This window comes from Streptomyces sp. NPDC055966 (assembly GCF_042269865.1).
Classification (GTDB): domain Bacteria; phylum Actinomycetota; class Actinomycetes; order Streptomycetales; family Streptomycetaceae; genus Streptomyces.
This window is the reverse complement of the sequence record NZ_JBHJYK010000001.1, coordinates 173,353-195,959: the sequence shown is the minus strand read 5'-3', so window position 1 is coordinate 195,959 and position 22,607 is coordinate 173,353. Positions and strand designations below refer to the sequence as shown.

At 71.4% G+C, this 22,607-nt stretch carries 22 protein-coding genes and 1 tRNA gene; 15 read left to right on the top strand and 8 right to left on the bottom strand.

The window, feature by feature from the left end:
* Positions 1–53 precede the first annotated feature (53 nt).
* From ACFC8N_RS00940 to ACFC8N_RS00930, 3 genes are all read left to right on the top strand, one after another.
* Positions 54–632: a TerD family protein gene (locus ACFC8N_RS00940; protein WP_071370379.1), complete on the top strand. Its 579-nt coding sequence runs from the start codon at positions 54–56 to the stop codon at positions 630–632.
* Positions 633–735: 103 nt separating this feature from the next.
* On the top strand, positions 736–1,875 hold the full coding sequence (locus ACFC8N_RS00935) for a DUF475 domain-containing protein (protein ID WP_376285174.1): 1,140 nt from the start codon (positions 736–738) through the stop codon (positions 1,873–1,875).
* 114 nt (positions 1,876–1,989) lie between these two features.
* Positions 1,990–2,727 carry a Tellurium resistance gene (locus ACFC8N_RS00930; protein WP_356031250.1) on the top strand — a complete coding sequence of 246 codons (738 nt, stop codon included), beginning with the start codon at positions 1,990–1,992 and terminating at the stop codon, positions 2,725–2,727.
* A 16-nt stretch (positions 2,728–2,743) separates the two neighbouring features.
* On the opposite strand, the gene ACFC8N_RS00925 is transcribed toward ACFC8N_RS00930, so the two are convergent.
* Positions 2,744–3,508 (bottom strand): TerD family protein, encoded by a 765-nt coding sequence (locus ACFC8N_RS00925; RefSeq protein WP_356031248.1) that lies wholly within the window; start codon positions 3,506–3,508, stop codon positions 2,744–2,746.
* A gap of 186 nt (positions 3,509–3,694) precedes the next feature.
* On the opposite strand from ACFC8N_RS00925, the gene ACFC8N_RS00920 reads away from it, so the two are divergent.
* Genes ACFC8N_RS00920 through ACFC8N_RS00910 form a run of 3 tightly spaced genes read left to right on the top strand, consistent with a single transcriptional unit; the run spans position 3,695 to position 8,123 of the window.
* On the top strand, positions 3,695–4,864 hold the full coding sequence (locus ACFC8N_RS00920; protein WP_362821566.1) for an HpcH/HpaI aldolase/citrate lyase family protein: 1,170 nt from the start codon (positions 3,695–3,697) through the stop codon (positions 4,862–4,864).
* Positions 4,861–7,314, top strand: coding sequence for a phosphoribosyltransferase (locus ACFC8N_RS00915; RefSeq protein ID WP_376285171.1), 2,454 nt, complete (start codon positions 4,861–4,863; stop codon positions 7,312–7,314). Before ACFC8N_RS00920 ends, ACFC8N_RS00915 begins: the two co-directional genes overlap by 4 nt.
* A complete protein-coding gene (locus tag ACFC8N_RS00910; RefSeq protein ID WP_376285168.1) occupies positions 7,314–8,123 on the top strand; it encodes an HAD family hydrolase in 810 nt (269 codons plus the stop codon). Before ACFC8N_RS00915 ends, ACFC8N_RS00910 begins: the two co-directional genes overlap by 1 nt.
* A gap of 182 nt (positions 8,124–8,305) precedes the next feature.
* On the opposite strand, the gene ACFC8N_RS00905 is transcribed toward ACFC8N_RS00910, so the two are convergent.
* Positions 8,306–8,521 carry a zinc ribbon domain-containing protein gene (locus ACFC8N_RS00905; protein ID WP_356031242.1) on the bottom strand — a complete coding sequence of 72 codons (216 nt, stop codon included), beginning with the start codon at positions 8,519–8,521 and terminating at the stop codon, positions 8,306–8,308.
* Between the two features lie 303 nt (positions 8,522–8,824).
* On the opposite strand from ACFC8N_RS00905, the gene ACFC8N_RS00900 reads away from it, so the two are divergent.
* From ACFC8N_RS00900 to ACFC8N_RS00890, 3 genes are all read left to right on the top strand, one after another.
* Positions 8,825–10,930 carry a transglycosylase domain-containing protein gene (locus ACFC8N_RS00900; RefSeq protein ID WP_376286230.1) on the top strand — a complete coding sequence of 702 codons (2,106 nt, stop codon included), beginning with the start codon at positions 8,825–8,827 and terminating at the stop codon, positions 10,928–10,930.
* A gap of 51 nt (positions 10,931–10,981) precedes the next feature.
* Positions 10,982–12,268, top strand: coding sequence for a hypothetical protein (locus tag ACFC8N_RS00895; protein WP_356030523.1), 1,287 nt, complete (start codon positions 10,982–10,984; stop codon positions 12,266–12,268).
* Between the two features lie 189 nt (positions 12,269–12,457).
* Complete coding sequence (locus ACFC8N_RS00890) at positions 12,458–13,573, top strand: amidase domain-containing protein (RefSeq protein ID WP_356030678.1); 1,116 nt, start codon at positions 12,458–12,460, stop codon at positions 13,571–13,573.
* On the opposite strand, the gene ACFC8N_RS00885 is transcribed toward ACFC8N_RS00890, so the two are convergent.
* The 3 genes from ACFC8N_RS00885 to ACFC8N_RS00875 all read right to left on the bottom strand — a co-directional run bounded on the left by ACFC8N_RS00885 (position 13,561) and on the right by ACFC8N_RS00875 (position 16,409).
* On the bottom strand, positions 13,561–14,100 hold the full coding sequence (locus tag ACFC8N_RS00885; RefSeq protein ID WP_356030524.1) for a DUF4383 domain-containing protein: 540 nt from the start codon (positions 14,098–14,100) through the stop codon (positions 13,561–13,563). The genes ACFC8N_RS00890 and ACFC8N_RS00885 overlap by 13 nt on opposite strands.
* Before the next feature lie 89 nt (positions 14,101–14,189).
* On the bottom strand, positions 14,190–15,542 hold the full coding sequence (locus ACFC8N_RS00880) for a hypothetical protein (protein ID WP_362822178.1): 1,353 nt from the start codon (positions 15,540–15,542) through the stop codon (positions 14,190–14,192).
* 96 nt (positions 15,543–15,638) lie between these two features.
* The gene (locus ACFC8N_RS00875) at positions 15,639–16,409 is read right to left on the bottom strand and encodes a DUF4097 family beta strand repeat-containing protein (RefSeq protein WP_376285162.1); all 771 of its coding nucleotides are present in this window, start codon (positions 16,407–16,409) and stop codon (positions 15,639–15,641) included.
* Positions 16,410–16,669: 260 nt separating this feature from the next.
* On the opposite strand from ACFC8N_RS00875, the gene ACFC8N_RS00870 reads away from it, so the two are divergent.
* Positions 16,670–16,741: transfer RNA gene (locus tag ACFC8N_RS00870), tRNA-Val, on the top strand.
* 44 nt (positions 16,742–16,785) lie between these two features.
* Here ACFC8N_RS00870 and ACFC8N_RS00865 read toward each other — a convergent pair.
* Both ACFC8N_RS00865 and ACFC8N_RS00860 read right to left on the bottom strand, forming a co-directional pair.
* A complete protein-coding gene (locus tag ACFC8N_RS00865; RefSeq protein WP_356030527.1) occupies positions 16,786–17,121 on the bottom strand; it encodes a hypothetical protein in 336 nt (111 codons plus the stop codon).
* A gap of 160 nt (positions 17,122–17,281) precedes the next feature.
* Positions 17,282–18,271, bottom strand: coding sequence for a ketopantoate reductase family protein (locus tag ACFC8N_RS00860; protein WP_376285159.1), 990 nt, complete (start codon positions 18,269–18,271; stop codon positions 17,282–17,284).
* A gap of 93 nt (positions 18,272–18,364) precedes the next feature.
* Here ACFC8N_RS00860 and ACFC8N_RS00855 point away from each other — a divergent pair, with 93 nt between their 5' ends.
* Both ACFC8N_RS00855 and ACFC8N_RS00850 read left to right on the top strand, forming a co-directional pair.
* The gene (locus ACFC8N_RS00855; protein WP_376285156.1) at positions 18,365–18,610 is read left to right on the top strand and encodes a DUF2277 domain-containing protein; all 246 of its coding nucleotides are present in this window, start codon (positions 18,365–18,367) and stop codon (positions 18,608–18,610) included.
* 84 nt (positions 18,611–18,694) lie between these two features.
* Positions 18,695–19,138: a DoxX family protein gene (locus tag ACFC8N_RS00850; RefSeq protein WP_376285153.1), complete on the top strand. Its 444-nt coding sequence runs from the start codon at positions 18,695–18,697 to the stop codon at positions 19,136–19,138.
* A gap of 141 nt (positions 19,139–19,279) precedes the next feature.
* Here the strand turns inward: ACFC8N_RS00850 and ACFC8N_RS00845 are convergent, their stop codons facing one another.
* The gene (locus ACFC8N_RS00845; RefSeq protein WP_356030532.1) at positions 19,280–19,810 is read right to left on the bottom strand and encodes a superoxide dismutase family protein; all 531 of its coding nucleotides are present in this window, start codon (positions 19,808–19,810) and stop codon (positions 19,280–19,282) included.
* A 227-nt stretch (positions 19,811–20,037) separates the two neighbouring features.
* Here ACFC8N_RS00845 and ACFC8N_RS00840 point away from each other — a divergent pair, with 227 nt between their 5' ends.
* From ACFC8N_RS00840 to ACFC8N_RS00830, 3 genes are all read left to right on the top strand, one after another.
* Complete coding sequence (locus ACFC8N_RS00840) at positions 20,038–20,652, top strand: VTT domain-containing protein (protein WP_356030680.1); 615 nt, start codon at positions 20,038–20,040, stop codon at positions 20,650–20,652.
* Positions 20,653–21,038: 386 nt separating this feature from the next.
* Positions 21,039–21,620, top strand: coding sequence for a TMEM165/GDT1 family protein (locus tag ACFC8N_RS00835; protein ID WP_356030533.1), 582 nt, complete (start codon positions 21,039–21,041; stop codon positions 21,618–21,620).
* A gap of 167 nt (positions 21,621–21,787) precedes the next feature.
* Entirely contained in the window at positions 21,788–22,456 is a 669-nt protein-coding gene (locus ACFC8N_RS00830; RefSeq protein ID WP_356030534.1) for an HAD-IA family hydrolase, read from the top strand.
* Positions 22,457–22,607: the final 151 nt, after the last annotated feature.

The window sequence follows — 22,607 nt, the reverse complement described above, 5'->3', positions numbered from 1 at the left end:
GCGCCGGACGCGCAGGACAACCAGAGAAGCACCACTAGGGGAGGACCAGCATCATGGGCGTCACGCTCGCCAAGGGAGGCAACGTCTCCCTCTCCAAAGCCGCACCCAACCTCACGAACGTCATGATCGGGCTCGGCTGGGACGCGCGGTCCACCACCGGCGCCCCCTTCGACCTGGACGCCAGCGCGCTGCTGTGCGGCGCCGGCAACCGAGTGCTGGGCGACGAGTGGTTCGTCTTCTACAACCAGCTCAAGAGCCCCGACGGCTCCGTCGAGCACACCGGTGACAACCTCACCGGTGAGGGCGAGGGGGACGACGAATCGATTCTGGTCGACCTCGCCAAGGTCCCGCCGCAGTGCGAGAAGATCGCCTTCCCCGTCTCGATCCACATGGCGGACGAGCGCGGTCAGACCTTCGGCCAGGTCTCCAACGCCTTCATCCGCGTGGTCAACCAGGCCGACGGCCAGGAGCTGGCGCGCTACGACCTGAGCGAGGACGCCTCCACCGAGACCGCCATGATCTTCGGCGAGCTGTACCGCTACCAGGGAGAGTGGAAGTTCCGGGCCGTGGGCCAGGGCTATGCCTCGGGTCTGCGCGGTATCGCCCTGGACTTCGGGGTGAACGTTTCGTAGCCGCTGGTACCGCCGGTAGGGTGCACCTCTACACTCGGGGTCAACGTTTAGCAAAGCCGAGTACGGCGCGGGGGAGACCCGTACCTAGATGATTGGGTAGCCAGTGCTTCTGAAAACCTTCGGCTGGTCGTTCGCGGTGACCGCGCTCGGCCTGGTCGCCGCGGTCTTCTACGGGGGGTGGGAGGCCTTCGGCGTCGTGGCGATCCTCGCCGTCCTGGAGATCTCGCTGTCGTTCGACAACGCGGTCGTCAACGCCGGGATCCTGAAGAAGATGAACGCCTTCTGGCAGAAGATCTTCCTCACGGTCGGCGTTCTCATCGCGGTCTTCGGCATGCGGCTGGTCTTCCCGGTCGTCATCGTGGCCATCACCGCCAAGCTCAGCCCCGTCGACGCGGTCCACCTCGCCTTCAGCGACAAGGACCGCTACCAGCAGCTGGTCACCGACGCCCACCCGGCGATCGCCGCCTTCGGCGGGATGTTCCTGCTGATGATCTTCCTCGACTTCATCTTCGAGGACCGGGACATCCAGTGGCTGCGCTGGATCGAGCGGCCCCTGGCCAAGCTCGGCAAGGTCGACATGCTGTCGGTCTGCATCGCCCTGATCGTCCTGCTGATCACCTCCTTCACCTTCGCCGTCCACGCCCACCAGCACGGCGGCGCCCATGTCGACAAGGCGCAGACGGTCCTGATCGCCGGCATCGCCGGCCTGATCACGTACATGATCGTCGGCGGTCTGTCCGGCTACTTCGAGGACCGGCTGGAGGAAGAGGAGGAGCGCGAGCACGAGGAGGAGGAAGAGGCCGCCCGCACCGGCAGGAAGAAGTCGGCGGTGCTGCTGGCCGGCCAGGCCGCGTTCTTCATGTTCCTCTACCTGGAGGTCCTGGACGCGTCCTTCTCCTTCGACGGTGTGATCGGCGCCTTCGCCATCACCAACGACATCGTGATGATGGCCCTCGGCCTCGGCATCGGCGCGATGTACGTCCGCTCGCTCACGGTCTACCTGGTCCGCCAGGGCACCCTCGACGACTACGTCTACCTGGAGCACGGCGCCCACTACGCCATCGGCGCCCTGGCCGTGATCCTCATGGTCACCATCCAGTACGAGATCAACGAGGTCATCACCGGTCTCGTCGGCGTCGTCCTGATCGCCCTGTCCTTCTGGTCCTCCGTCCGCCGCAACCGCGCGCTCGAAGCCGCCGGCGAGGACAGCGACGCCCCGGCCGAGGTGTCCTCAGGGGTGTGACGCCCCCGCGGGTGAGGAACGCTCTGAGCGGGGCGGCCGGCACGGGCCGGCCGCCCCGACGGCGTACAGGGGCATCGACGTACCGGCGCACAGCCGCGTGACCTGGGGGCGGGAATGGGTTTCTTCGACGGACTGCGGGGCGCCAGCGCCGCCAACTTCGACTCGGGCGAGGCCGCGACCGGCTCCATCCAGATGTCCGCCCGGCATCACACGGTCTCCCTCACCAAACAGGGCGCGGCCACGGGCAACCTGCGGGTCAACCTGACCTGGCGGATGCGCACGTCCGACGACTTCGACACCGCCCCGCGCGCCGGCCTCTTCCGGCACCCCTTCAGGGTGCTCAAACCGCCGGAGGTGCTCGGGCACGGCCAGAGCATGGTCAACGTCGACCTCGACCTCGGCTGCCTGTACGAACTGGCCGACGGCACCAAGGGCGTCGTCCAGCCGCTCGGCAACCTCCTCGGCGATGTCAACGCCCCGCCGTACATCAAGCTCAGCGGCGACGACCGGTTCGGCTCGGCGTCGGGCGAGACGATGTACGTCAACCTCGACCACCGCGACCAGATCAAACGCCTGCTGGTCTTCGTCTACATCTACGACCAGACCCCGGCCTTCGACCGTACCCATGCCATCGTCACGCTCTATCCCAGCAACGGCCCGCGCATAGAGATCGGCCTCGACGAACGCCATCCGCAGGCGCGCTCGTGTGCCGTGGTGATGATCGAGAACGTGAAGGACGAACTGCTCGTCCGCCGCGAGGTGAAGTTCGTGTACGGCTTCCAGGGCGAGCTGGACCGGCTGTACGGCTGGGGCCTGCAGTGGGGCAGGGGCTACAAGACGGCGGACCGGTGAGGGCGGGCCGCCCCCCTCACCGCCCGATGAACTGGGGCCCCTGCGGCGGCAGCCGGAAGTTCGGGTCCAGCGGCCCGGCGGGCACCGGCACGGGCTGCGGCTGGGGGTAGCCGTACGCAGGCCCGGCCGACGTCGGCTGCGGATAGCCGTACGCGGGCGGCTGCTGCGGCACGACCGACGTCGGCTGCTCGGGAGGCAGCGGCTGGGACGTCGTGGGCTCCGGCGCCGGCTCCGCCCCCTCCGACTCGTCCACCGAGATGCCGAAGTCCGTCGCGAGGCCCTTCAGCCCGTCCTGGTACCCCTCGCCCAGCGCGCGGAACTTCCAGCCCTCCCCGCGCCGGTACAGCTCACCGCAGATCAGAGCCGTCTCCGCGCCGGTCTCCGGCTTGATCTCGAAGGTGGCCAGCGGCTCCCCGTCGGCGGCCGCGTCGTACAGCAGGATGCACAGCGCCGGCACCTGGTCGAACGTGACGCCGTCTGCGGAGGCCACGAGCACGATCCGCCCGACACTCGGCTCGACACCGGGAAGGTCCGACTGGATCGTGTCCGTCAGCCCCTCGGTGACCCGCTTCTTGCCGAGCCGCCACACCTTTCCGGACGGATGCCGGGGCTGGTTGTAGAAGACGAAGTCCTCGTCCGAGCGCACACGGCCGTCGGGTCCCAGCAGCAGGGCCGAGGCGTCCACGTCCGGGACCCCCTGCCCGGGCGTCCAGCGCAGCACGGCGCGGACCGTGGTGGCATCCAGCGGGACGTTCGATCCCTTCAGCATGGCGTGCGTCATGCGGTCATCCTGCCCTCTCGGTCCTGGTCACGACAATGCGGGGGCAGGGCCGCCGACGGCCGCCGACACAAGCGGGTTACCGGAAATTCATGCCCGCAGGGAACCCAGGACATGGATCCGTACGTACTATTACCGGCCACCTTTTACCGAACTCAAACACTCGGGCCCGTGCCCTGGGGGAGTCCTATGCGTCATTTCGGGCACATCGCCCCCGAGGTGCGGCAGCGCCTTTTCCACCGGGAGCCGGCCGCGTTCACCGCCGACTCCCCGGCCCGGCTGCTCGCCGCCGCCCTCGGCGCCACCCTGTACAGCCCGGCCACCCGGCCGCGGCTCGCCGACGACATCGTCAAACAGGCCGGGAACGGCGTGATCTCGATGGTGCTGTGCCTGGAGGACTCCATCGACGACGCGGACGTCATGGCCGGCGAGGAGAACCTCGTCCGCCAGTTCGCCGACCTCGCCGCCCGGCCCGGCTGCGAGCCGCCGCTGCTCTTCATCCGGGTGCGCGCCCCCGAGCAGATACCCGACCTCGTACGGCGGCTCGGCGCGTCCGTCCGGCTGCTGTCCGGGTTCGTGCTGCCCAAGTTCACCGAGGAGCGCGGCATCCCGTTCCTGGAGGCCCTGACGGCCGCCGAGGCCGAGAGCGGCCGCCGGCTGTTCGCCATGCCCGTCCTGGAGTCCCCCGAGCTGCTCTACCGCGAGTCCCGGGTGGACACCCTGGAGGGCATCTTCCGCGCGGTCGACAAGTTCCGCGACCGGGTGCTCGCGCTGCGCCTCGGCGTCACCGACTTCTGCTCCTCCTACGGCCTGCGCCGCGCCCCCGACATGACCGCCTACGACGTCCAGATCGTCGCCTCGGTGATCGCCGACGTCGTGAACATGCTGGGCCGGGCCGACGGCACCGGATTCACCGTGACCGGGCCCGTGTGGGAGTACTTCCGCCTCTCGGAGCGCATGTTCAAGCCCCAGCTGCGGCAGAGCCCCTTCCTGGAGGTGCAGGCCGTCGAGCTGCGCGAGAAGCTGATCGAGCACGCCATGGACGGACTGCTGCGGGAGATCTCCCTCGACCACGCCAACGGCCTGCTCGGCAAGACCTGCATCCACCCCTCCCACGTGCTGCCCGTGCACGCGCTGTCCGTGGTCAGCCACGAGGAGTACAGCGACGCCCAGGACATCCTGCGGCCGGAACGCGGCGGCGGGGGTGTCCTCAGATCGGCCTACACGAACAAGATGAACGAAGTGAAGCCGCATCGCGCCTGGGCCGAGCGGACTCTGCTGCGCGCCGAGGCGTTCGGCGTGGCCCGCGAGGAGGTCGGCTTCGTGGAGCTGCTCGCCGCCGGGATAAGGGACGCATGAGGAACGCAGTGAACGACGGGGTCTGGTCCGGCAGTTGGGTCGCGCAGCGGCTCGGGGTCGAACTCGTGGGGGACGACGGGCTGCGGCCCCTGCTGGGGCTCGCCCTGCGGCGCAACCCGAAGCGGGCCCATCTGCTGGTGTCGAACGTCCTCGGCAAGCACGTCCCGCAGTCGCCCTCCGTGGTGTACGGGCACGGGGTCCGGCTGGGCCGCCGGGTGGCCGGTCTGCTCGGCGAGTCGGAGGCGGCCCGAGCGGTCGTCCTCGGGTACGCGGAGACGGCCACCGGGCTGGGCCACGCCGTCGCCGACGGGCTCGGTACGGCGCCGTACCTGCACTCCACGCGGCGGCCGGTCGCCGGGGTCGCCCGTGCGGGCGGCTTCGAGGAGTCGCACTCGCACGCCACGTCGCACCTGCTGCTGCCGGAGGATCCCGCGCTGCTGGCCGGGGACGGCCCGCTGGTGCTGGTCGACGACGAGTTCTCGACCGGCAACACCGTGCTGAACACGGTGCGTGATCTGCACGCGCGGTATCCGCGGGAGCGGTATGTGGTGGTAGCGCTGGTCGACATGCGGTCGGCGGAGGACGTCGACCGGATGAAACGGTTCGCCACGGAGATCGGGGCGCGGGTGGACCTGGTCGCCGCCGCGTCCGGGACGGTGCGGCTGCCGTCGGACGTGCTGGAGAAGGGGCGGCGACTGGTGGCCCGGCACGAGGGCGCCGGGTGCGGGTCCGCCGTGACCGACCCGACGTCCCCGTACGGCCGAATCGAGCTGCACTGGCCGCACCGCCTCCCCGACGGCGGCCGGCACGGGTTCACCCCCGCCCACCGCGCCCGCCTCGAAGCCGCCCTTCCCGAGATGGCCGCCCGCCTCGCCGACGCCCTGCCCGCCTTCGCCCGCCGCGTCCTCGTCCTCGGCTTCGAGGAGCTGATGTACGCCCCGCTGCGGCTCGCCCGGGAGCTGGAGCAGGTCATGGACGCCGAGGTGCGGTTCTCCACCACCACCCGCTCGCCCGTGCTCGCGCTGGACGACCCCGGCTACGCCATCCGCACCCGCCTGGTCTTCCCCGCCCACGACGACCCGGCCGACGGGCCCGGCGAGCGGTACGCCTACAACGTCGCAGGCGGGGGGTTCGACGCCGTCGTCGCCGTGGTCGACTCCGTCGCCGACACCCCGGCCCTGCACGCGCCCGACGGGCTGGCGGCCCAGCTCGCGGCGCACGTCCCGCACGTCCTGCTCGCGGTCGTCCCGTCCTACGTCCCCGAGCCCCAGCACGCTCCCGAAAGGCCGGCCATGCTGCCCGAGCCCCTCCGCGGCCCCGCATTCTCCTCGTACGCGCCCGAGGAGGTCGGCTGGCTGCTCCAGGACCTCTCCGACGTGAGCCTGGAGGCGCCGACCGAGGAGCGGGAGGAGGCCATCCAGAGCGGCGGGGCGCACTACGCCGAGTCGCTGCCGGTGGAGTACCAGCCCAGCGAGCAGTACCAGGAGCTGTTCCAGGCCGCCCTCGACGCCTCCGCCGCCCGGATCGCGCAGGCCGTCGGCGTGGTGACGGAGACGGTGCTCGCCGAGCGGTCGCCACGGCCGGTGCTGGTGTCGCTGGCCCGGGCCGGCACCCCGGTCGGGGTCCTCATGCGCCGCTGGGCGCAGTTCCGGCACGGGCTCGACCTCCCGCACTACGCCGTCTCGATCGTGCGCGGCCGGGGCATCGACGCCACCGCGCTGCGCTGGCTGGCCGCGCACCACGACCCGCGGGACGTCGTCTTCGTGGACGGCTGGACCGGCAAGGGCGCGATCACCCGGGAACTCGCCCGGGCCGTCGAGGAGTTCGAGCAGGCGGAGGGCATCGGCGGCTTCGACCCGGAGATCGCCGTCCTCGCCGACCCGGGCTCCTGTGTGCGCACCTACGGCACCCGGGAGGACTTCCTCATCCCCTCGGCCTGCCTCAACTCGACGGTCTCCGGCCTGATATCCCGTACGGTGCTGCGCGCCGACCTGGTCGGTCCGGACGACTTCCACGGCGCCAAGTTCTACCGCGAACTCGCCGGCTCCGACGTCTCCGTGGCCTTCCTCGACGCCGTCGCCGCCCGCTTCCCGGAGGTCGCCGACGTGGCCGGGACCGCCGCCAAGGAGCTGATGGCCGAGGACCGCACCCCGACCTGGGAGGGCTGGCGGGCCGTGGAGCGGATCAGCGAGGAGCACGGCATCCACGACGTGAACCTCGTCAAGCCCGGCGTCGGCGAGACCACCCGGGTGCTGCTGCGCCGGGTGCCCTGGAAGATCCTGGCCCGCAAGGGCGCGGGCGCCGACCTCGACCATGTGCGCCTGCTCGCGGACCAGAGGGGCGTACCCGTCGAGGAGGTCGGCGAGCTGCCGTACACCTGCGTCGGGCTGATCCACCCCAAGTACACCCGAGGGGCGACCGGCGCCGACGGCAGGGCGGTGAACGTCTGATGCCGGTGCTGGTGGCGAGCGACCTAGACCGTACGCTGATCTACTCCTCGGCGGCCCTCGCGCTGACCATGCCGGACGCCCGGGCGCCCCGGCTGCTGTGCGTGGAGGTGCACGAGGCGAAGCCGCTGTCGTACCTGACGGAGACGGCCGCGCAGTTGCTGACCGAGCTCGGGGACGCGGCCGTGTTCGTGCCGACGACGACCCGGACCCGCAAGCAGTACCAGCGGATCAGCCTGCCGGGACCGCCTCCCGCGTACGCGGTCTGTGCCAACGGCGGCCATCTGCTGGTCGACGGGGTCACCGACGCCGACTGGCACGCGCGCGTGCAGGCGCGCCTGGCCGCCGCGTGCGCGCCGCTGGCGGAGGTGCACGACCATCTGGCGCGGACGGCCGACCCGGCGTGGCTGCGCAAGCACCGGGTCGCCGAGGGGCTGTTCACCTACCTGGTGGTGGAGCGCGAGCTGCTGCCCGAGGAGTGGGTGAAGGAGCTGGCGGCCTGGGCGGAGGGCCGGGGCTGGGCCGTCTCGCTCCAGGGCCGCAAGCTCTACGCCGTGCCGCGGCCGCTCACCAAGAGCGCCGCGGTCCGCGAGGTGGCCCGCCGCACGGGCGCGGACCTGACCCTGGCCGCCGGTGACTCCCTGCTGGACGCCGACCTCCTGCTCGCCGCCGACCGGGGCTGGCGCCCCGGCCACGGCGAGCTGGCCGACACGGGCTGGACGGCACCGGGGATCACCGCGCTGCCGGAGCGGGGGGTCCTCGCGGGGGAGCGAATTCTCAGGGAATTCTTGCAATCCGCCCGGCAGGGTTAGGGGGTGTCGTTCGGATCAGGCCGGCCGTGAGGAACGGCGCCTGTCGGCTGACCCGAGCGGGGTCTGGTGCGTGCAGCTGCAAGGCGGAGGAGTGAGTCGACGCGGAGCGTCGGCGAGCGACGACAACGCCGCAGATGGGCGTGCCAGGCCCCGCGACGCCGGGATGATCCGAACGGCATCCCCTAACCGCAGCAGCCTCCGCCGCAGCACCCGCCTCCGCCGCCCCCACCGGCCGCGGGGGCCTGCGCGGCCGTACCCCCGACCGCCACGGCCGAGAGCAACTTCACCGTGTCGTCATGGCCGCCCGGGCACGACGCGGGTGCGGCCGACTCCGCCATCGGTCGGCTCAGTTCGAACGTGTCGCCGCAGGTCCGGCAGCGGTACTCATAGCGAGGCATGGGCCCAGGGTAGCCGCCGGGGCCCGGTTCGGGCTCTTGTGATCCGGGCGTGATCCATATCGAACGGGCTTCTTCACAGACACATGTGTGAGGGTTTCGAAAATACGCTGATAGCTTGTTTGCGCCGTTGCGAGAACGCTCAGCTCACCGCGCGAGCAAGAGCGAGTGCGGAGGGGAGACGCCGTCGTGACTGACGCGTCGCGGGGACAGGATCGTCCTCAAGGGGGGGACCATGGTGAGGAGTTGCCCGACAGCGAGGCGACCCTGCACATAAGGGTCGGTGCCGCCCGGGCGGACGAGACCATGCAGTTGCGGGTGCCCGCGCCGCCGGAGCCGCCCGAGCGGGCCGGGGGCGGCCGGGCCGAGCGCCGGCGCAGCGCCCGCCTCTCGGCGCGCCAGCGCGCCGAGGCGACCGCCCGGCGCCTCCTCGCGCTGCTCGCCCCCCTGGCGCCGTACGTCCGCCGGCTCGCGCCCTACGCGCGCCGGCTCAAGCCCGTCTACCCGCGCCCCGGCCGCACCGGCTGGCGCCGCTGGATGCCCTCGTGGCGGCAGTGGATCGGCGGTGTCCTCACGTCGTTCGGCCTGCTCTCCGCCTTCCTCGTCACGGCGTACGCGATGACGGACATTCCGAGCAACCTGAACTCGTACGCCACCCAGCAGGACAACGTCTTCTTCTGGTCCGACGGCACCCCCATGGCCCGCACGGGCTGGGTGCAGCGGCAGGCCATGCCGCTCAAGGACATCCCCCAGGACGTGCGCTGGGCGGTGCTGGCGGCGGAGAACGAGACGTTCTACACGGACCCCGGCATCTCCGTGCGGGGCATCACCCGCGGCCTGTGGCAGACGGTGGGCGAGGGGGACACCGCGGGCGGGTCCACCATCACCCAGCAGTACGTCAAAAACGTGTATCTCAACCAGAACCGGACGATCAGCCGCAAGTTCACCGAGGCGATGATCGCCCTCAAGCTCGACAACAAGATGAGCAAGGACCAGATCCTGGAGGGCTACCTCAACACCAGCTGGTTCGGCCGCGGCAGCTACGGCATCCAGCGCGCCGCCCAGGCGTACTACGGCAAGGACGTCAGCAAGCTCGACGTCTCCGAGGCGGCCATGCTCGCCGGACTGCTCAAGGGCGCCGGCCTGTACGACCCGACGCTCAGCGCGGCCAACCACCACCGGGCCGAGGAGCGCTGGAAGTGGATCCTGGACCGCATGGTCAAGATCCACAAGCTGACCCCGCAGCAGCGTGCCGCGTACAAGGCGTTCCCCGAGCCGCTGAAGACCAACCCGCTCTACAACACCGGTGCGCAGAGCGACTACCTGGTCGAACTGGCCTCGCAGTACGCGAAGAAGGCCGCCCATCTGACCGACCAGCAGTTCGACCTGGGCGGCTACCAGATCTACACGACCTTCGACCGCACACGGGAACAGGCGCTCACCGACGCCGTCACCAAGGCCCGCAAGCAGGCGAAGCAGAAGGATCCGGGCCCGGCGAAGGACGCCCACTACGGCGCCTCCTCCGTCGCCGCGGACGGACGGATCCTCGCGGTCTACGGCGGCCCGGACCACCGTACGCAGGGCTACAACGAGTCCAACGCGGCCACCGTCCCGGCCGGCACCGCCTTCCTGCCGTTCGTCTACGCCGCCGGGCTGGAGCACGGCGTCCACAAGACCCGCGGCGGGCCCGCCACCCCCGTCACCCCGGACAGCGTCTACGACGGCGACGACAACATCCCCGTCATGACCCCCGAGGGGCCGTACTGGGACCGCAGCGGCAAGAAGGTCGCCGCGCACAACGACGGCAACACGTCGTACGGGAAGATCACCCTGCGTCAGGCGCTCGCCCGGTCGGTGAACACCCCGTTCATGCAACTCGGCATGGACGCCGGCCTGGACAAGGTGCGGCAGACCGCCGAGGCCGCCGGGCTGCTGTCCGACAGCTTCGGCCCGCAGGTGCCCGCGCTGTCCCTCGGCACCTCCACGCCGAGCGCGATCCGGATGGCGAGCGGGTACGCCACGTTCGCCGCCGGCGGCACCCACACCGAGCCGTACTCGGTGCGCCGGATCACCCGCAACGGCGCGCCGCTCCCCCTGAACACGCCGCAACCGCAGCGCGCGGTCGCCACCGCGGTGGCCCAGGACGTCACCGACGCGCTCGCCGACTCCTTCCGCGCCGCCCACCCGTCCACGGCCGCCGCGCGGCCGCACCTGGCGGGGAAGGCCGGCACCGCCGCCAACGACACCGCAGCCTGGTACGCCGGCAGCGACGACTCCGTCTCCACGGCGGTGGTCGTCTACCGGATGAACCTGGCCGAGTCCCTGGAGCCGCTGCCACTCCAGGGGCTGGCCGGAACGTCCGCCGACAGCGTGCCGTACCGACTCTGGTCGGCAGCCATGGGACTGGGCTGACCCCCGGACCCGCACCCGCACCCGCCGCCCTCCTCGCAGATTGAGCCGCGCATGTCCCGCAAGAAGTCGCCGCGCCGCAGGCAAGCGCCCGCCCCGGCCCTCATACGCCGGCCGCAGGTCCTGACACTGGCCGCCTTTCTCGTCGTCGCCTCGCTGGTGGCCGGGTACCTGGCCCTGACCCGCGCGGACCGCACCGCACCGACGGCCGCCTCCGGGCCCCAGCCGAAGACCACCGCCAAGCCCAGCCCGACCCCCTCCTGGGACGGCAGGACCAAGATCCTCGGCGACGGCTCCACCTCCTACACCGGCCCGCAGAAGGGCACGCTCAAGCCGGTGCCGCTCAAACCCGGCGAGAAGCCGCCGCAGTTCGTGGTCTTCTCCTGGGACGGCGCGCTGGAGGGCGACGACCATCTCTTCTCGCACTACCGGGAGATGGCCAAGGAGTACAACGCCCACATGACCTTCTTCCTCACCGGCATCTACCTGCTGCCCAAGAGCGAGAAGTCGAAGTACCAGGGCCCGATGCACAGCCCCGGCGACGCCGCGATCGACTACGCCACCGACGAGCACATCCGCACCACACTGGAGCAGTTGGGCCTCGCCTACGAGCAGGGCAACGAGGTCGGCACGCACTTCAACGGCCACTTCTGCGGCGCCAAGGGCGGCGGCGACTGGAGCGTCGAGCAGTGGAAGAGCGAGATCGACCAGTTCTACTCGTTCGTGGAGAACTGGAAGACCAACACCGGCTTCAAGGACGTCCCCGCCCTGCCCTTCGACTTCAAGCAGGAGGTCGTCGGCGGCCGTGCGCCCTGCCTGGAGGGCCAGCCGAACCTGCTGAAGGCCCTGCAGAAGTACGGCTACGGCTGGCGCTACGACGCCAGCTCGCCGGGCGACTTCCAGATCTGGCCGACGAAGAAGAACGGCGTCTGGGACTTCCCGCTCGAAATGCTCCCGTACGCGGGCAAGGACTTCCAGGGCCTGTCGATGGACTTCAACTTCCTCTACAACCAGTCCAACGGCGAGGTGCACGGCGACCCGGCCAAGTACCCGCAGTGGGAACAGCAGACCGTCCAGTCCTACATGGACGGCTTCAACCGCGTGTACTACGGCAGCCGCGCACCGCTGTTCATCGGCAACCACTTCGAGAACTGGAACGGCGGCATCTACATGAAGGCCATCGACCAGGTCATCCCGAAGATCTGCACCAAGAAGGGCGTCAAGTGCGTGTCCTTCAAGGAACTGGCCGACTGGCTCGACGTCCAGAAGCCGCAGACCCTCGCGGCGCTGCGCGCCCTCGACCCGGCGCAGTCGCCGGACTGGTCGGCGGTCGTCCGGTGAACGTCCTCAAGTGACAAGCGAGTAACAGTAGTTCCGCTTGTGCAGCTGTCTTCACACCAGTCACACGATCCGTGCGAGGATGCGTACCGCTCGGTAGGCCTACCGGCATAGAGGGGAACATCATTGAGATCGAGAAAACTGAGCCGTAGCCGCCGCCGCGCCACCATAGTGGGCGCCGCGGCCGCCTCGCTGGTCGCAGGCGTGGCCCTGCTGCCCAACTGGACCGCGGGCGCCGCCGTCGTCGACGACCCGACGGTGAACGCGGCCACCAAGGCGACCTTCCAGAAGCTGGCCGACGCGGTCTTCACCGACCGCACCCAGGCCCTCGTGGACGGCGCCGGCAGCAAGGGCACGCGGCACACGGCGGGCTTCTCCGGGTCCGTGCGCATGTCCGGCGGGCAGAGCCACCAGGAGTCGTCCGCCGTGAAGACGCTGGCGGCCCGCAAGAACCTGCTGGCCAAGCTCGGCGAGAAGTACCGCGCCGGCAGCACGCAGGTCACGCTCGACGCGACCGAGGTGCACGGCCGCAGAGCCAAGGTCGCCGTCACCGAGACCACGACCCTGACCTACGAGAAGCCGTCGGCCAAGGGGCCGAAGACCACCGGCTTCCAGGCCCACCACGAGCTGACCTTCAAGGCGGACCGTCACGGCGACTGGCAGCTGACCGGCATCAAGGACACCGACAACGGCTACCTCGCCGTGAACCAGGTCGTCACGCCGTCGGTCGCCAAGGCGAAGACCACGCCCGCCGACGACGGCCCGCCGGACGCGCCCCGCGCCGCCACCAGCTGGCCCGCACCGGCCAACCCGAAGAAGCTCACCGGCGGCGCCTACGACTACCAGGCCATGGTGGCGTACGCGCAGAAGTACTGGCGCAACTACAACCCGGACTACCCGGACTTCAACGGCGAGGCCGACGGCGGTGACTGCACCAACTTCGTCAGCCAGACCCTGAAGGCGGGCGGCTGGAAGCACGTCCCGGGTGACGGCACGGACTTCCACAAGTGGTTCGGCAACTCCGAGATCCAGTCGGACTCCTTCGTCGGCGTCAACGAGTTCTCCTGGTTCGCCCTGTCCTCCAAGCGCGTCACGCCGCTGGCCGACGTCTACCAGGCGGACCTCGGCGACGTGATCCAGATGGACTTCAACCGGGACGGGTCCAAGGACCACTCGATGATCGTCACGTACCGCGACCGCTACGGCGTTCCGTACGTGACGTACCACTCGAACAACACCTACAACCGGTCGGTGGCGAGCCTCGTCGCGTCGTACCCGGGCGCGTACTTCTACGCCTACCGCACCTGATCGTCCTCACGCCGCTCGGGCTCGCCCTCCGAGGGATGGCGGGCCCGCCAGTACGGGTTGTCGTGCGGCAGGGTCGAGCCGACCCTGCCGTACATGCCGAAGGTCATCAGCAGCAGGCCCACGACGAAGCTGAAGAACACGTTCTGGATCTTGAACGCCAGGAAGTTCTGCGGTGTGTCCAGCAAGCCGAGGAACAGGAAGCCGGCCAGCAGGAACAGCACCCCGAACACCATGTTCAGCGTGGACGCCACGTTTCCGCCGATCACCATGCCGGCCAGCAGGACCGCCCCGACGACGATCGACAGCACGCTCAGGGTGTCGTTGGTGTTCAGCCCGACGACCTCGGCACCGCCGGTGCTGAAGAAGCCGATGTTGTGGAGCAGACCCAGAATGCCGAAGGCGACGAGGAACGCGCCGATCAGGCCCGCGCCGATCCGGTAGACCGTGTTCAGCCGATGGTCCACGGGCAGATGCTGATCGAACCGGATCCGCTGCCGCTGTGGTGGGTGCGCTGCGTGTGTGGCCATATCCGCCTCCCTCGGGCGTGTAGCGGAGGCCATCCGTCCACCCAATATCCGCCCACCTCACCGGGTGGGGCAACAGCAGCGCCCGGCGCTCAGTGCCCCCCGCGCTCCTCACGAATCCGCGCGACGACCTCCGCCGCGGCCCGCCGCACGGCATCCGTCTCGGTCAGGAAATGCCAGTAGTCGGGGTGGCGCCCCTCCAGCGAAGCCGCGGCCCGCTCCAGCCGCCCCACCGCCTCGTCCAACGGCGCCGCATGTCGCGGATCCGGCGTCGCCCGCCCGCTCATCGCCAGCCGCTGGGCGTCCCGGATCGCGAACCGCGTGCGCTCGATCTCGGCCTGCGGATCCTTCTGTACGGCGTTCAGCCTGGTCAGCCGGTCACCGGCGGCCGACACGGCCTCGTCGGTGGTGTTCAGCAACGCCCGGACCGTCGACAACAGCGACGTGGCGTCCGGCCAGCGCTGCGCCTCTCGGGCGGACTGCGCCTCACGGAGCTTCAGCTCGGCCTGCCGTACGTTCTGCGCGGCCTGCTCGGGCACGTGCTGCAGATCCTGCCAGCAGGCCGCCGCGAACCGCCGCCGCAGCTCGCTGAGGACCGGGTCCACCTGCCCGGCCCGCGTGGTCAGCGCCTGCGCGCGCGTGCGCAGCGAGACCAGCCGGTGGTCGATCTCGGCCGCCAGCTCCGGCAGCCGCTCGGCCTCGGCCCGGATCGCCCCGGCCTCCCGCTGCACCCGCTCGGCCCGCTCCAGCGTCTGCTGCACGCCGTGCTGCCCGGCGCCCTGGTTCAGCTTCGTCAGCTCCGGGGACAGCGCGGCGAGCCGGCCCGCGAGGTCGTCGGCCCGCAGCCCGCGCTCCCGTACGGCGTCCAGCGCGTTGCTCGCGCCCAGCAGGGCCTGCCGGGCCCGCTCCACGGCGGGCGCCACCCGGGCCAGCTGGGTCTCGGCCTTGCCCAGCAGCGGCCCGAGCGAGCCGCCGAACCGGTCCAGCTCCTGCTTGACGCGCAGCAGCTCGTCCTTGGCGGCGGTCAGCTCCGAGCGCGCGCGGGACGCGGCGGCGGCCTCCAGGTCGTCCCGGTCGAGATCATGGGCGTCGACGGCCTGGATGTACCGTTGGCTGACCTCGTCGATCCGGCCGCCGAGCGCCGCGAAGTCGCTCGCGGCGCGCCGGGCGGCCGGGGTGTCGTCCACCGCCGTGATGGTCTCGACGGAGATCCGCAGATCCCGCTGGGCGGTGTCCAGTTCGTAGAACGCGGCCGCCGCCGCGTCCTTCGCCGCCTGCGCCTCGGCCCGCTGGCTCTCCGCCCGGCCGCCGAACCAGCGCCGGGTGCCGCCGCCGGCGAACGCGGCGGGCAGCGCGAGCGCGGCCAGCACCGGCAGGCCGATCAGAGTGAGGGTGTCGCGCAGAGCCGTGGATCTGAGAGCCGTGGGCCCTCTCCTCGCCGTCACATCCCTCTCCCGTGCTGTGGTCCGCCCTGGGTGGAGTCATTCTCCCACCCGTGGAAGACGAACACACGGGCCGGTCAGTTGCCGTGGGGCGGGCCGTCAGTTCGCCGTACGGACCGTGATCCCGCCGTTGGAGGTGTCGGCCGTCACCGTGTGCGCGCTGCTGTCGGAGCGCGGCACGGACACCGTGACTCTGCCGTTGGCGGAGCCGGTCCGGACGCGGTAGTCCGCGCGGGGCACGGTGATCGTCACGGATCCGTTGCTGCTGTGGGCGTTCACGCTGTCGGGTATGGAGCTCAGGGCGAGGTGCACCGCGCCGTTGCTCGTGCCGGCCCGGACCTGCCGGGAGGAGGCCTCGGCGCTGACCGCGCCGTTGCCGGAGTGCAGTTCGAGCGGTCCGCTGGAGTCGGTGACGCGCACCGCGCCGTTGCTGCTGCGGATGCTGACCGGATCCGAGAAGCCCTGCGCGCGCACGCCTCCGTTGCTGTCGGTCACCGTCAGGGCGATCCCGCGCGGCACCTCGATGCGGTACTTGGCCGAGCAGTCCGCGATCAATCCGGTGCAGTGCAGGCGCAGCTTCAGCCGGTCGTCCTGGAAGGACCAGCTCACCCTGGGGCTGCCGCCGACGACGACCTTGCCCTGGAACCACCGGGTGACCTGGACCGTGCCCGCCTTGGCGCCCCGCGCGGAGACTATCTCCAGTGCCGCGTCGTCGGAGTCGACGGTGAGCGTGCGGCCGTGCAGCCCGAAGGACTTGTGGTCGGGGTGTTTGTCGTTCCCGGCGGAGGCGCCGCAGGCGCTCACCCCCGCGAGGAGCACCCCGGTGACCACGGCCATGACGGCGGCGCGGACGGCGACGGAACGGGCCATGCGATATCTCCCCCTGAACCGGCCCGCCGGGTGCGGCGGCCGGACTGTGTCGGTCTGTCATGACCGTAGAAGATCGCGGCCGGTCCGGGAATCAGGGAGCCTCCCGGACCTTTGCTGGGGACAACCCCCGTAAAACCCTGACCGAATCCCTGACCGGCCCCCTGCCCGACACCCTGATCGCCCGCCGGAACGGGTTTGCGGTACACGGGCCCCGGCAAGGTAGGCTGTCGACTCGACCTGGGCACTCGCCCGGGTGTTCGGGGTGCGTAGCTCAGGGGTAGAGCGCCTGCCTTACAAGCAGGATGTCGGCGGTTCGAAACCGTCCGCGCCCACCGACGAGGAGCCCCCGGCCGCACGGCCGGGGGCTCCTCTTCATCTACTCCTCTGTCCACTCGGGGGCGTGCTTCAGCCGGGTGCGTATCTCCACCCGGTCCGGCGCCGCGACGTCGGCCCAGAAGCGGTGCGTGCTGATGAACACCGCCAGCTCGTGCTCGCGCCGTCGCAGCTTCTCCACCGCGGCCTGCTCGTCCTCGGTCCAGCCCGGGGACGCGGGCCGCTCCACCTTGCGCCAGCCGGTGTCGTCACTGAACCCGTCCATCGGCGCCACCGACCAGGGCAACTTCTTGAGCAGGGCCGACAGCTCGGCCCTGACCTGATGCAGCTCCTCCTGACCGGCGAGGAGGTCACTGGGGAATTCGTAGGGCGTAGCCACACGGCAATGCTACGCCTGTTCGATTTTGAGGTGCGAGCTCGTTCGCGGGGTCAGAGGGAGGTTCAGCCGAACGGGTGGCGGAGGAGGGAGTGGGGGATGCGGGGCGAACGGACCGGCCCGCCGCCCCGCACCAGGTCAGTGGCCGTCGCCCCGCACCGGGTCAGTGGCCGGCGGCCCGCAACTCGTCCACCAGGCGGTACGTCACCGGTACCGGTACGTCGTGCCGGCCTGCCGCGCGCAGCAGTGCCCCGCCGACGGCGTCCAGCTCCAGTGGGCGGCCCGCCTCGGCGTCGCGCTGCATGGACGACTTGGCCGCGGGCGGGAAGGCGTCGTAGCGGGTGAGGGCGCGGGCCGGGTCGGCGGGGGCGCCGCAGGCGCGGCTGACCGCGGCCGTCTCGGCGACGAGGGACTCCAGCTCCTCGCGGTGCCGGGTGCGGACCTCGCCGAGCGGGAGGCCGTATCGCGTGGTGAGGAGGGCGAACGGCGCCAGGAACGCCATCTTGGCCCACAGTGCCGCCGTCTCGTCCTCGACCACGCGGGCGGCCGTACCGGCGTCGGCGAGCACGGCGGCGAGGGCGTCCAGCCGGGCGCGCGGCACGCCGTCCCCGGCGAGGTCGATCTCCGTGAACGGGCTGCCGTGCTCGATCACGCCGGGGGAGACGCGGGTGGACTCCACGCGGATCACCGCCGGGGCGACCCGGTCGGCGCGGTACCTGGCGCGCAGCGCGGCGGGGTGCTCGACGCCGTTCAGCAGCGGGACGACCAGGGCGTCGCCGAGCACGGCGGGCGGGACACGGGTCAGGGCGGCGTCGAGCGCGGTGTGCTTGACGGCGACCAGGCAGGCGTCCACCGGTTCGCGCAGCTCGGTGTCCGCCTCGACGGACGCGGTGAACACGCCGAACTGCGCGCTGCGGACGGCGATTCCGGTGCGGCGCAGGGTGCCGGCCGTGCCGTCCTGGGCCAGGCAGACGACGCGGTGGCCGGCGCGGGAGAGCAGGGCGGCGAGGAGCCCGCCCGTGCCGCCGGGGCCGAGGACGGCCACGGTGCTCCGCGGGCTCCTGCCGCTCCCGCTCGTGTCGATGGGCCCGCTGTGCTCGGTGGACTCGGCAGGCTCGGCGGGGCCCGCGGGGTCGGTGTGCTCGGTGGCCATACGGCTGTTCCTTTCGACGGTCGGCCCCGGGGATCGGTGGCCGCCTTCGCCGTGATCATCGCAGGGGCGGGCGGCGAGCGGGAGACTGAAGGCATGTGCCGAAGTATCAAGACGCTGCGCCCGCCCGTCCTGCCCGGCGAGGCCACGGACGAGGACATCCATGCCGCCGCGCTCCAGTACGTGCGCAAGGTCTCGGGCTTCCGTGCCCCCGCCGCCCACAACCGCGAGGTCTTCGAGCGGGCGGTGGCCGCGGTGGCCGAGGCGACGGCGGAACTGCTCGACGGGCTGGAGGTGAAGGGGCGGACGCACCCTAATGTTGAACTTGCAAGTACTGATTAGGTTCGCCTAACCTGTGACCCTCGCTCGGTACACCCCCCACGACCGGCCACGTCCCCGGCCGGCGCCGAAGAGGAGAACCCCCACATGTACGCACGCCTCAACTCCGCCCAGCCGTACGCCATCGCGCTCTTCCGCGTCGTCGTCGGCCTGCTCTTCGCCGTGCACGGCGCCGCCTCCCTCTTCGGCGTGCTCGGCGGCGCCGCGGGCACCAACGGCGGCACGATCCCGTCCGGCACCTGGCCGGGCTGGTACGCCGCGGTGATCCAACTGGCCGCCGGCGCCCTGGTGTTCGTCGGCCTCGGCACCCGTGGCGCCGCGCTGATCGCCTCGGGCTCGATGGCGTACGCCTACTTCGACGTGCACCAGCAGGCCGCGCTGTGGCCCATCCAGAACGGCGGCGAGCTGTCCGTCCTGTTCTGCTGGGCGTTCTTCCTGCTGGTCTTCACCGGCTCCGGCGCCTTCGGCCTCGACCGGCTCTTCGGCGGGGGCGCGGCCGCGACCGGCGAGCGGGCCCCGACGGCCGCCTGACGCGCGCCTGACGCGCCCCGCGCCCGGCGCGGGACGGCGCCCTTCCCCGTCACGAAGGGGGAGGGCGCCGCTCTGTGCTGTCAGGCCGTCAGGCCGTCACCGTCACCGGCGTCTTCGCCGACGACGTACGCCGGCCGTCGCTCACGACGCGTTGCCGAACGGCACGGTGAAGCAGGCCGCCCGGGCCCCCTTCGTGCCGGGCTCGCTGTGGATCACCACCGAGGCGGCCTGGCCCTTGCGGAAGGCCCAGTCGTGCCGCGCGGTCGCGTGGCCGATGCCGTTCGCGTCGGCCTTGAAGTCCAGCCAGGCCTCGTTCTTGTCGTTGACGTGGGCGGCGTCCGTGCCGGCCTTGTCCTGGTAGTGCTTGCCGGCGGCGTCGGGCTTGGCCCCGCAGGCCTTCTGGTGGATGTGGGCCCCGTACTGGTGGCCGGCCTTGAGGCCTGCCACCCGCAGCTCGACCGTCGTGGCGCCGCCTGGCCTGGTCTGCTGCCGGACGTTGATCAAGGCGCCCGCCGGGACGAGTTTCTGGTCGTACGTCACGGCCTTCGACGCGACGGTCGCGGTCGGCGGGCTGAACACGCCGGAGGCGTCCAGCGTGAAGCCGGGCGCGCTTGCGGTCCCGGTCGCGAACAGGGCTGCGGCGAGGGCGCCCGTGTATACGGCTGCCACCATGAGTGCACCTTTTCCTGCGCTAATGCGCCGTTTCGTTACTTCATATGCCTTCTGTCCGAAGACAGGCCTCTCTACGTTGCTACGGGACATGGGACCGCTCCGCCGCACGGGGGGCGCCGGAAGAGTGAACCGACGCCCGGAATCGCCCCATCGGCCCCCCTGGCCCCGGCTGTCACACCTCCCGCGTACGCTGTATGGCTGTCAACGGGGGAGCAACGGGAGTCGTGGTGTTCGAGAGTGTGGGGTCACTGGCCGATGGGCCGTGGATCTACGCGGTGGTGGCCCTGTCCGTGCTGCTCGACGTGTTCGTACCGGTGCTGCCGAGCGGTGTGCTCGTCATCGCGTCGGGCACGGCCGCGGCGGCGGGCTCCGGCGCGGCCACCGGCCAGGTCCCGCACGGCGTGCCGGACCTGCTCGTCCTGATCGTCTGCGCGGCGACCGCCTCGGTCCTCGGCGATCTCGTGGCCTACCGCCTGGCCTGGCGGGGCGGGGAGCGGCTGGACCGGGCCATAGCGCGCTCCCGGCGGCTGACCACCGCGCAGGAACGTCTCGGTGACGCGCTGGCCCGGGGCGGCGGCGCGCTCGTCGTGCTGGCCCGCTTCGCCCCCGCCGGCCGCTCGGTCGTCTCCTTCTGCGCCGGCGCCGCCCATCGCCGCGCCCGCGACTTCGTCCCGTGGTCCGCGCTGGCGGGTCTGTCCTGGGCGGCGTACAGCGTCGCCCTCGGCTACTACGGTGCCCAGTGGCTCGGCGCGACCTGGCTCGCCACGGGCGTCTCCCTGGCGGCCCTGTTCGGCGCGGGCGCGGCCGCGGGCTTCCTGGTGCGCCGCCGCCCGGCCTCCTGACCGGCGGCGCGGAGACGGCGGGCCGGACCGGCCCGCCGTTACTCACGAGGCGGCGTTGCCGCGAGGTGAGCGTTCGGTGAGAAACCAATGACGCGTTCATGGCACAGCAAGCCTCGGCTGGTTCACGGCCGAACTTTCACATCCCGTACGATGGGTCGCGCAGAAGGGGAGTAGCTCTTCGCCGGACCGTCGACATACTGCTCAGCGAGCCTGAGCCGGCGCCCGGAGGCGGACCACCGAGTCTCATCGGGATCCGTCGGCGAGACCTTCGGCAAGCAGTGCACGTCCGCGCCCACCGGCGCGGGCGCCGAGTGTGCTGCCATGCCGAGGTGTCATCGCGTGACGTACCACACTCTCGGCGGGGCGGCCCGACCGATTGAGGAACCTTGATCAGCATCACCGTGACGGCGCTCGTCTTCGGCGTCATCTTCCTCGCCGAACTGCCGGACAAGACCGCGCTCGCCGGTCTGGTCCTCGGCACCCGCTACCGGGCGAGCTACGTCTTCGCGGGCGTCGCCGCCGCCTTCCTGCTGCATGTCGTGCTGGCCGTCGCGGCCGGCAGCGTGCTGACCCTGCTGCCGCAGCAGATCGTGCACGCGATCACCGGAGTCCTCTTCCTCGGGGGCGCGGCGATGCTGCTGCTGCAGAAGCCGGAGGACGAGGAGGAGATCAAGAAGCCCGCCGACCAGTCCTTCTGGAAGGTCGCGGGCACGGGCTTCACGCTCATCCTCGTCGCCGAGTTCGGCGACCTGACCCAGATCATGACCGCCAATCTCGCCGCCCGCTACAACGACCCGATCTCCGTCGGTCTCGGCGCGACGCTCGGCCTGTGGGCCGTCGCCGGACTCGGCATCGTCGGCGGAAAGGCCCTGATGAGGAAGGTGCCGCTGCGGCTGATCACGCAGATCGCGGCGCTGCTGATGCTGGGGCTGGGCGTGTGGAGCCTGTACGAGGGCATCGCCGGCTGAGCTGAACGGCGGGTGAACCCTCGACGGAGCCGCTGGCGGGATCGGGAGCTGTTTTGTACCGTGGAGGAACAAAGTAGCTCCCGCCCGTTTTCCCTGACCGGCGGGCGGGGCTCCTTTGTCCCCTGCGGTCCCTCCCCGCGGGGATCCTCTCGTTCCTGGAGCTGCCGATGACGGCCACCGCCACGCCCACCGTCCTCACCGCCCGCGCCCTCCTGCTCGACATGGACGGCACCCTCGTCAACTCGGACGCCGTGGTCGAGCGCATCTGGCGGCGCTGGGCCGAGCGGCACGGGCTGGCCGGCGACGAGGTGATGAAGGTCGTCCACGGCCGCCAGGGGCACGCCTCCATGGCCGTCCTGCTGCCCGAGCGGTCCGTCGAGCAGAACCTCGCCGACAACGCCCGCATGCTCGCCGAGGAGACCGCCGACACGGACGGCGTGGTGGAGATCCCCGGCGCGAGCGCCTTCCTGGCCGCCCTGCGCGGTCTCCCGCACGCCCTGGTGACCTCCGCGGACGTCGCGCTGTCCACCGCGCGCATGAACGCCGCCGGGCTGCCGCTGCCGCAGGTCCGGATCACCGCCGAGTCGGTGGGCGCGAGCAAGCCCGACCCCGAGGGCTTCCTGAAGGGCGCCGCCGAGCTGGGCGTGGCCCCGGCCGACTGCGTGGTCTTCGAGGACTCCGGGGCCGGGATCGCGGCCGGGCGGGCCGCGGGGATGACCGTGGTGGGCATCGGCCCCCGGGCCGGCCTGCACGAGCCCGACGTGGCCGTGGCCGACCTCACGCGCGTACGGGTCGAGGCGGGCGCCGACGGGACCGTCCGGCTGCACATCGGCTGACGCGGGCGGACCGGAGCCGCCGAGCGCTCCGCCGGGAGTGCCGGACGGTGCACGTCGGTCGTCTGCGGCGCCGGTGTGGCCGGTCGCGCCCCCGCGGCGGAGCCGCATATCGATGGAGCCCCGCGCCCCTTCCGGGCGAACGCGGGGCCCG

Bases quoted from the DNA above. Each gene is read 5' to 3' on its own strand.
- ACFC8N_RS00940 (WP_071370379.1), top strand. From the start codon at position 54: ATGGGCGTCACGCTCGCCAAGGGAGGCAACGTCTCCCTCTCCAAAGCC.
- ACFC8N_RS00930 (WP_356031250.1), top strand. From the start codon at position 1,990: ATGGGTTTCTTCGACGGACTGCGGGGCGCCAGCGCCGCCAACTTCGAC.
- ACFC8N_RS00925 (WP_356031248.1), bottom strand. From the start codon at position 3,508: ATGACGCACGCCATGCTGAAGGGATCGAACGTCCCGCTGGATGCCACC.
- ACFC8N_RS00920 (WP_362821566.1), top strand. From the start codon at position 3,695: ATGCGTCATTTCGGGCACATCGCCCCCGAGGTGCGGCAGCGCCTTTTC.
- ACFC8N_RS00915 (WP_376285171.1), top strand. From the start codon at position 4,861: ATGAGGAACGCAGTGAACGACGGGGTCTGGTCCGGCAGTTGGGTCGCG.
- ACFC8N_RS00910 (WP_376285168.1), top strand. From the start codon at position 7,314: ATGCCGGTGCTGGTGGCGAGCGACCTAGACCGTACGCTGATCTACTCC.
- ACFC8N_RS00905 (WP_356031242.1), bottom strand. From the start codon at position 8,521: ATGCCTCGCTATGAGTACCGCTGCCGGACCTGCGGCGACACGTTCGAA.
- ACFC8N_RS00900 (WP_376286230.1), top strand. From the start codon at position 8,825: ATGCAGTTGCGGGTGCCCGCGCCGCCGGAGCCGCCCGAGCGGGCCGGG.
- ACFC8N_RS00895 (WP_356030523.1), top strand. From the start codon at position 10,982: ATGTCCCGCAAGAAGTCGCCGCGCCGCAGGCAAGCGCCCGCCCCGGCC.
- ACFC8N_RS00885 (WP_356030524.1), bottom strand. From the start codon at position 14,100: ATGGCCACACACGCAGCGCACCCACCACAGCGGCAGCGGATCCGGTTC.
- ACFC8N_RS00875 (WP_376285162.1), bottom strand. From the start codon at position 16,409: ATGGCCCGTTCCGTCGCCGTCCGCGCCGCCGTCATGGCCGTGGTCACC.
- ACFC8N_RS00860 (WP_376285159.1), bottom strand. From the start codon at position 18,271: ATGGCCACCGAGCACACCGACCCCGCGGGCCCCGCCGAGCCTGCCGAG.
- ACFC8N_RS00855 (WP_376285156.1), top strand. From the start codon at position 18,365: ATGTGCCGAAGTATCAAGACGCTGCGCCCGCCCGTCCTGCCCGGCGAG.
- ACFC8N_RS00850 (WP_376285153.1), top strand. From the start codon at position 18,695: ATGTACGCACGCCTCAACTCCGCCCAGCCGTACGCCATCGCGCTCTTC.
- ACFC8N_RS00845 (WP_356030532.1), bottom strand. From the start codon at position 19,810: ATGGTGGCAGCCGTATACACGGGCGCCCTCGCCGCAGCCCTGTTCGCG.
- ACFC8N_RS00830 (WP_356030534.1), top strand. From the start codon at position 21,788: ATGACGGCCACCGCCACGCCCACCGTCCTCACCGCCCGCGCCCTCCTG.